This is a genomic window from Streptomyces roseicoloratus (genome assembly GCF_004117935.1).
GTDB lineage: Bacteria > Actinomycetota > Actinomycetes > Streptomycetales > Streptomycetaceae > Streptomyces > Streptomyces roseicoloratus.
In genome coordinates this window covers 1-6,673 of the sequence record NZ_SDOY01000023.1, presented here as the reverse complement: position 1 = coordinate 6,673, position 6,673 = coordinate 1, and the positions used below count along the sequence as shown (strand labels likewise).

Genomic DNA, 6,673 nt, shown 5'->3' with positions numbered 1-6,673 from the left:
GCGGTCCCTGCCGGGCCGGCGCGGGCGCCGGGTGGCCCCGTGACCCCCGTGCCGGACGGGCAGGGTCCGGGGGCGGGGTGAAGCCCCCGGGCCCGGCCCTGCCACGGAGGGCGGCCCGGGTGATCGGGACGGATCAGGTGATCTTGCGGTGGACGTTGTCCTTCGCCGACGCGCCGGGGGCGGTGTCGGCGATCCAGGGGCCGTCGTCGCTGGGGTCGAGGATGCCTTCCTCCAGCCAGGTGTACGAGCCGGCCAGGACGCCGTCGACGACCTTGCGGTCCAGGTCGTCGGTGTTGGCCCAGAGCCGGCCGAAGAGTTCGGCGACGCGGAGCCGGGACTGGCGGCAGAAGGCGTCGGCGAGCTGGTGGGCCTCGCGTCCGTGGCCGCCGGTCGTGCGGAGGAGTTCGGCGCGGACGCACACCGCGCTCATGGCGAAGAGTTCGGCGCCGATGTCGACGATCCGGCCGAGGAAGGCCTGCTTGAGCTCCATCTTCCCCTGCCAGCGGGACATGGCGTAGAAGGTGGAGCGGGCGAGCTTGCGGGAGGTCCGCTCGACGTACCGCAGATGGGTGGCGAGCTCGCCGAACTCCCCGTACGCGCCCGGCAGTTGTCCCTGCCCGGTGACGAGCTGCGGCAGCCAGCGGGCGTAGAAGCCGCCGGCCCGGGCACCGGCCTTCGCCTTGTCGGCGAGCGGCTTGTCGGGGTCGATGATGTCGCCGGCGACGGCGAGGTGGGCGTCGACGGCCTCGCGGGCGATCAGCAGGTGCATGATCTCGGTGGAGCCCTCGAAGATCCGGTTGATGCGGAGGTCGCGCAGCACCTGTTCGGCGGGGACGGCGCGTTCGCCGCGCGCGGCGAGCGAGTCGGCGGTCTCGTAGCCGCGGCCGCCGCGGATCTGGACCAGCTCGTCGGCGATCTTCCAGGCCATCTCGGAGCCGTACAGCTTGGCGAGGGCGGCCTCGATGCGGATGTCGTTGCGGTCCTCGTCGGCCATCTGGGAGGCGAGGTCGACGACGGCCTCCAGGGCGAAGGCAGTGACGGCGATGAAGGAGATCTTGGTGCCGACGGCCTCGTGCCGGGCGACCGGCTTGCCCCACTGCTCGCGTTCGGCGGCCCATTCGCGGGCGATCTTCAGACACCACTTGCCGGCGCCCGCGCAGGCGGCGGGCAGCGAGAGCCGGCCGGTGTTGAGGGTGGTCAGCGCGATCTTGAGGCCGGCGCCCTCGGGGCCGATGCGGTGCGCGGCCGGGACCCGCACCCGGTGGAAGCGGGTGACGCCGTTCTCCAGGCCGCGCAGGCCCATGAAGGCGTTGCGGTGCTCGACGGTGATGCCGGGCGAGTCGCCCTCGACGACGAAGGCGGTGATGCCGCCCTTGTGGCCCTCCGACGCGGGGACCCGGGCCATGACGACGAGGAGGTCGGCGACGACGCCGTTGGTGGTCCACAGCTTCACGCCGTCGAGGACGTACGCGTCGTCCCCGTCGGGCACGGCCGTGGTGGCGAGCCGGGCCGGGTCGGAGCCGACGTCGGGCTCGGTGAGCAGGAAGGCGGAGATGTCGCTGCGGGCGAGCCGGGGCAGGAAGGCGTCCTCCTGTTCCTGGGTGCCGAAGATCTTCAGCGGCTGCGGTACGCCGATCGACTGATGCGCGGAGAGCAGCGCGCCGAGCGCGGGGCTGACCGAGCCGACCAGGGCGAGGGCCCGGTTGTAGTACAGCTGGGTGAGGCCGAGGCCGCCGTACTTCGGGTCGATCTTCATGCCGAGCGCGCCGAGTTCCTTGAGGCCGCGGACGGTCTCGTCCGGGATGCGGGCCTCGCGCTCGATGCGGGCTCCGTCGACCTCGGTCTCGCAGAAGGCCCGCAGCTTGGCCAGGAAGGCCTCGCCGCGCCGGACGTCCTCGTCGGCGGGCAGCGGGTGCGGATGGATGAGGTCCAGGCGGAAGCGGCCGAGGAAGAGTTCCTTGGCGAAGCTCGGCTTGTGCCAGTCCTGCTGGCGGGCCGCCTCGGCGACCTGCCGGGCCTCGCGTTCGGTGACCTTGGGCGGCCGCTGGGTGGGTGCGGACATGAGGAGCTCACCTCGCCGCTCGTCGGGAGCCTGATGGGCCTGGCGTCACGCGGTGCTACTCGTCCGTCGTACCCGATGTCGACGGGTTCGGAAAGACGAAGGGCGGTCTGAGCCCCCGCACAGTGGGCTCAGACCGCCGGTCTCTTCGTCCGTACGGGTGTACCGGAGTACGGGCGTACGGGTCGGGTCCTTAGAGCGCGAGGCCCGTCAGGACCATGACGCGCTCGTAGGTGTAGTCGTCCATCGCGTACTTGACGCCCTCGCGGCCGACGCCGGAGCGCTTGGCGCCGCCGTACGGCATCTGGTCGGCGCGGTACGAGGGGACGTCACCGACGATCACGCCGCCGACCTCGAGGGCGCGGTGGGCGCGGAAGGCGGCCTGGAGGTCGTGGGTGAAGACGCCGGCCTGGAGGCCGAAGTCGGAGTCGTTGACCGCGGCGAAGGCCTCGGCCTCGCCGTCGACCCTGGCGACGGTCAGGACCGGGCCGAAGGCCTCGGCACGGGCCAGGGTGACGTCGGCCGGGAGGTCGGCGAGGACGGTCGGGGCGTAGGTGGCGCCCTCGCGCTTGCCGCCGGCGAGCAGCTTGGCGCCGGCCGCGACGGCCTCGTCCACCCAGGCCTCGACGCGCTTGGCGGCGTTCTCGTCGACGAGCGGGCCGACGTCGGTGGCGTCGTCCGCCGGGTCGCCGGTGACCTGGGCCTCGACCGCGGCGACGATCTTCGGCAGCAGGCGGTCGTAGACGGAGGCGTCGGCGATCACGCGCTGCACGGAGATGCAGGACTGGCCGCCCTGGTAGTTGGAGAAGGTCGCGATGCGGCTCGCGGCCCAGTCCAGGTCGGCCTCGGAGGACCAGTCCGGGAGGACGACGGCGGCGGCGTTGCCGCCGAGCTCCAGGGTGCAGTGCTTGTGCGGCACGGACTGCTGGATGGCGTAGCCGACCGTGTCGGAGCCGGTGAAGGAGATGACCGGGAGGCGCTCGTCCTGGACCAGGGCGGGCATGCGGTCGTTCGGCACGGTCAGGATCGACCAGGAGCCGGCCGGCAGGTCGGTCTCGGCGAGCAGCTCGCCCAGGATCAGGGAGGAGATCGGGGTGGCCGGGGCCGGCTTGAGGATGATCGGCGCGCCGACGGCGATGGCCGGGGCGACCTTGTGCGCGCTGAGGTTCAGCGGGAAGTTGAACGGCGCGATGCCGAGCACGACGCCCTTGGGGATACGGCGGGTGAGCGCCAGGCGGCCCACGCCGCCGGCCTCGGTGTCGAGGCGCTGCGCCTCGCCGGCGTTCCAGCGGCGGGCCTCCTCGGCGGCGAACCGGAACACGGAGACGGCGCGGCCGACCTCGCCGCGGGCCCACTTGATGGGCTTGCCGTTCTCGGCGGAGATGACCTGGGCGATCTCCTCGGTGCGCTCGGCGAGCCGCTTCGACACGTGGTCGAGGGCGGCGGCGCGGACGTGCGCCGGGGTCGCGGCGAACTCGTCGACGACGGCGTGCGCGGCGGCGACGGCCTCCTCGACCTGGGCCTCGGTGGGCACGCTGACCTTGCCGACCAGACGTCCGTCGAAGGAGTTCGTGACGTCGAAGGTGGCCTCGCCGGTGGCCTCGCGGCCGGCGAGCCAGAAGGCGTGGGTGGTCGTCATTGCGTCCCGGCCCTTTCCGTAGGGGTGTACGAGGGGATGCCCGAGGGGTGCCTCGTGCTCTGCTGACACGGTAGGGCCGGGACGCCCGGTTCGGGTTTGTCCGGTGTGGAGTGGTGGAGGGCGCGATGCTGTCCGCTTTGGCCGAACCGGCGGGTACCGCACGGGCCGACGCGGCGGGTGCCGCCGGGCGTGGCGTCGCGTCCGGCGGACGCCCCGCGGCGCACGCGCCCCCGGGCCGGGCGTACCGCGGCGGTCACCAGCGTTCGTACACCGAGAACGCGCGCCGCACGCCGCCGTCGCGGGTGAGGAGCACGTGGTCCCCGTGCGTGAGGACGCCGCGGACCGGGTCGCCGCCGTCCACCACGTGGTCGCGGAAGGACCGGTCGTCCTCCTCGTCCCCGGAGGCGGCGTCGAAGACGTACAGCGTGTCGCCGTACTTCGCGTCGGTCTCCACCGTCGTCACCCGGCCGTCCTTCGCCTCCAGCACGTCGACGCCGCTGCTGCCGTTCCCCACGTCCTCCCGCCACAGCTCGTCGCCGCTCGCCAGGTCGAAGGCGACGAGCCGTTCCCAGGAGCCGCCCTGACCGCCCTCGTACGCGGCGATGGCGAAGAGCCGGCCGCCGTCGGCGGCCGTCTCGGTGATCGAGCCGTAGTCGCCGACGGCGTCGATCCTGCTCCGCGGACGCCCGTCGGGCCCGAAGCCGACCGCGGCCCGGGCGCCGTCCGACTCGTTGAACCACACCGCCGGAGGGTCGGCGGACAGGACCACGAGCGTCGCGTCGGCGGCCACCCCGCGGCGGGCGTCGAGCGGCACGGTCCAGCGGACCGTGCCGTCGGCCGGGTCGAAGGCGGCCGCCTTGGCCTCGGTCGCGCAGCCCAGGGCCGCGACCACCTGCTTCGGCGCGAGGCCGAGGCCGCCGAGGACACAGTCATCGGGCAGCGCGGTGGTCCAGCGCCGCGCGCCCGTCCTCAGGTCGACGGCGCGCAGCCGCCCGCCGTCGAACAGCACGCCGAGTCCGTCGCCCGCGCGGACGGCGTCCTCCAGGTAGGCGAGGTTCCCGTCCTCCCGGGAGCGGGTGGTGTGCCACAGTTCGCGCCCTCCGGCGAGGTCGACCGCCGTGACGGTGACGCACCCCTCCTCCCGGCCCTTCTTCCCGCCCTGGTCCTGGCCTTCGCCCCGGCCCCGGTCCGTCGCCGGCCCGCCCTGGCGGTGGACCACCAGGGCGATCCCGGCGCCGGCGTCGACGACGGTCGCACAGGTCTCGGAGCGGCCGGGGAGGACGTACTCCCAGCGTCGCTTCCCGGAGCCGAGCTCATGGCCGGCCAGGCCGTCGAACCGGCTGCGCACCACGGTGTCGCCCGCCACCCAGGGACCGTCCCCGTCGGAGGCCTCGGGGTCGCGCGGAGCCTCCCAGGCCGTGGTCAGGGAGGAACCCGGCCAGTAGCCGGAGTCGCCCAGGAACACCCAGGCGAGGCCATAGACGGCCGCGAGCACCACGGCCAGGGCCGTCACGCAGCCGAGCCCGTTCCGCCGGCCGGTCGCCGGGTCCGTGCCTCCGTCGCTCGTTCGCCCCGCCATAAGGATCCCCGCCCCTGGGCCAATCGTTCGAATGGCCCTCAGCGTAGGGGACCGGTGATCACCCGCGCCGCTCGGTCGACACGATCAGTCCCACCCCGAGCACCACGATCGCGCCGCCGAGCATGATCGACCAGGTCAGGGCCTCGTCGAGGATCAGCGCGCCGAGGGCCACGGCCACGACGGGATTGACGTACGCGTAGGTGGCCACGAGCGAGATCGGCGCGGTCTGGATGAGCCAGGCGTACGCGGTGAAGGCGACGAGCGAGCCGAAGACGACCAGGTACGCGAGGGCGGCCCAGGACCGCCCGGAGACCGCCGTCAGGTCGAGGCCGTGCTGCTCGCCGCGGAACAGCCCGACCGCGAGGCCCGCCAGGCCGCCCGCGACCATCTCGTAGGCGCTGGCGGTGAAGGGGCTCGCGGGCATCGGGATGCGCCCGGCGGAGAACGAGCCGAGCGCCCACAGCAGCGCGCCGACGACGACCAGCACGACGCCGCCGATGGCGATCTCGCCGCTGAGTCCGGGCAGGGTGAGCACGCCGAGCCCGGCCAGCCCGAGCAGCACGCCCGCGGTCCCGCCCGCGCTCGGCCAGTCGCCGAAGGCGGCCTTGAGCAGCACCACCCAGGCGGGCACGACGGCGACGAGCAGGGCGGCGAGTCCGGACGGGATCGAGGTCTCGGCGAGCACGACGAGGCCGTTGCCGCCGACGAGCAGCAGCAGTCCGACCACCGCCGCCGAGGCCAGCTCGCGCCGGCTCACCTTCAGCGCGGCGGGCCCCCGCCGCCACGCGACCACGGCCATGAGGATCAGTCCGGCGGTCACGAACCGGGCCCCGGCCGACAGGAACGGCGGCATGGTCTCGACGACCACCCGGATGCCGAGGTACGTGGAGCCCCAGACGACGTACACGATGCCGAGCCCCACCCAGACGGCGCCGGTGATCCGGCGGGCGGCGGGTGCCGGGGAGGCGGCGGTACGGAGTTCGGTGGCGGCCGGGTGCGTCTCGGGTGCCGGATCGACGGCAGGGCTTGTCATGAGCAGGAGCGTAGGGACTGCGCGTCACGAGGACCAGGAATTCTGCCCGGATCCGGGCAGGCTTCCGGCCCGTGTCCGGCCGGAAGGAGGGGGTGGGGCTCCGCGGGAGGACCGCAGGTCCGGTCGACCGGGGCCGATACGGGACCGGGAGCGGCCTCGGTTCGGCCCCGGAGCGGGGGCGGCTCGGCCCCGGAGCGGGGGCCGTTCGGCCCGGAGCGGGGACGGCTCGGCCCCGGTGCGGGAGCGGTTCCGCCCCGGTGCCCAGGGATTGTCCGAACCCCCTAGATGAATGAGTCCGATGTTCGTGCTGGTCGCGACCATGACGAAGGGCGCCCGTTGGTCAGTGTGTGAAAACAAACCTGG

At 73.8% G+C, this 6,673-nt stretch carries 4 protein-coding genes; all 4 read right to left on the bottom strand.

The window, feature by feature from the left end; translation table 11 throughout:
* Positions 1–133: 133 nt before the first annotated feature.
* The 4 genes from ESG85_RS02015 to ESG85_RS02000 all read right to left on the bottom strand — a co-directional run bounded on the left by ESG85_RS02015 (position 134) and on the right by ESG85_RS02000 (position 6,310).
* Positions 134–2,062, bottom strand: coding sequence for an acyl-CoA dehydrogenase family protein (locus ESG85_RS02015; RefSeq protein ID WP_128976268.1), 1,929 nt, complete (start codon positions 2,060–2,062; stop codon positions 134–136).
* 190 nt (positions 2,063–2,252) lie between these two features.
* Entirely contained in the window at positions 2,253–3,698 is a 1,446-nt protein-coding gene (locus ESG85_RS02010; protein WP_128976267.1) for an aldehyde dehydrogenase family protein, read from the bottom strand.
* 253 nt (positions 3,699–3,951) lie between these two features.
* On the bottom strand, positions 3,952–5,277 hold the full coding sequence (locus tag ESG85_RS02005) for an outer membrane protein assembly factor BamB family protein (RefSeq protein WP_128976266.1): 1,326 nt from the start codon (positions 5,275–5,277) through the stop codon (positions 3,952–3,954).
* A 58-nt stretch (positions 5,278–5,335) separates the two neighbouring features.
* Positions 5,336–6,310: an EamA family transporter gene (locus tag ESG85_RS02000; protein ID WP_128976265.1), complete on the bottom strand. Its 975-nt coding sequence runs from the start codon at positions 6,308–6,310 to the stop codon at positions 5,336–5,338.
* Positions 6,311–6,673: the final 363 nt, after the last annotated feature.